This window comes from Candidatus Oleimmundimicrobium sp. (assembly GCF_030651595.1).
Taxonomy (GTDB): Bacteria; Actinomycetota; Aquicultoria; order UBA3085; family Oleimmundimicrobiaceae; genus JAUSCH01.
Genome location: NZ_JAUSCH010000016.1, coordinates 1 through 1,306 on the forward strand (window position 1 = coordinate 1; position 1,306 = coordinate 1,306).

The 1,306-nt window shown below is 46.8% G+C and carries 2 protein-coding genes; both read left to right on the plus strand.

Annotated features, from left to right (window positions below):
- On the plus strand, positions 1-713 hold a 713-nt coding region (locus Q7U95_RS01500), incomplete at its 5' end, for a hypothetical protein (RefSeq protein ID WP_308751513.1).
- Positions 714-780: 67 nt separating this feature from the next.
- Positions 781-1,306, plus strand: a 526-nt coding sequence (locus Q7U95_RS01505) for a hypothetical protein (RefSeq protein WP_308751514.1), incomplete at its 3' end; no start/stop codon positions are given.

The following is a 1,306-nucleotide window of genomic DNA, read 5'->3' on the forward strand; positions in this document are numbered from 1 at the left end:
AAGCCGTAAACGATAAAGATTTTGAATGGTTAGGCATACCGTTCTTCGACTCATTCTATCCCGATGGGTTCAGGACGAAACGCGCTTTTACAAGGAGCGACGGCACCGTAGGCACTACAGCGTCATGGCCTTGCGGTTGGCTTGAATCAAACGTCGTGCAGATACTCGACCCTAAGCATTATTGGTACGACCCGACTGGAAACACGTTTCATATCTTTATGCGTTTTAATTCAGGTATAACCAATATCGGCTGTGTTATAAAGGCTGTTGAGCAAAAAGACGGTTCAATAAAGACCGAATTTGTAGAGGCGCCTTCAGGCAAGAAACATTTCCTTGTGCCGTTGCCGGGCGGACAGATGAAGTTCAGCGTTGTCTACGATGAGAAAACAAAACTATACTGGCTGGTCAGCACCCAAACAACAGACAGTATGACAAAAGCGGAACTTCTGAGCGATGACAGATTTGACCTGCCGTACAATGAAAGACGCAGGCTTGTTCTGCATTTTTCTAAGAATATGATCGACTGGTGTTTCGCCGGCGTTGTGGCAATCGGCCCCTCCGAGAGGTCGGCAAGACATTACTGCCAGATGGTCATTAAGGAAGATGATTTGCTGATAATGAGCCGTTCGGGTGATTTGGAAGCCAAAGACGCCCATAACGGCAACATCGCCACCTTCCATAAGGTGGAAAATTTCAGGGAACTGGTGTATTAAGAAAGAATTATGTCTCAATAGGTGAGACACGAAATAATTAATTGCAAATTTGTTTCAGGAGATTACTATGAAGAAAATCGTATGTATTTTAAGTCTGATGATTCTTGTTTCCGCATCGTTCGCGGCTAACAAGGACTGGACAAACGGAAGCGGCGACCGTAACTTCGCCAGAGGCTCAAACTGGTTCGACACGCTTGATACTTATAACTGGGTATCGACCGACGCTCCAAGGATCAATATGAGCGGCACTAACGCTCCAATATTGAACAGCAATGTTGTCTGCGGAAGTATGGTACTTGGTTACATTGCCAACGGCACCGGCGAGTTGAATATCACCGGCGGAACAAACACATTTATTAACGGCACATTCGCAGGCACCGCCGCCACGATTACCGGCATAATGAACGTCAGCGGCGGCACAACGACATTCAGCGGATACTTTACCGTCGGCAACACCGGAACAGGCATTCTTAACGTTTCCGACGGCATACTGAACCTAAACCGTTCACAGTTATGCCAGGTTGCAGGTTCACAGGGCGCTTATAATATCAGCGGCGGACAGATAAATATCGTTACAAACCTAACTGTCGGTT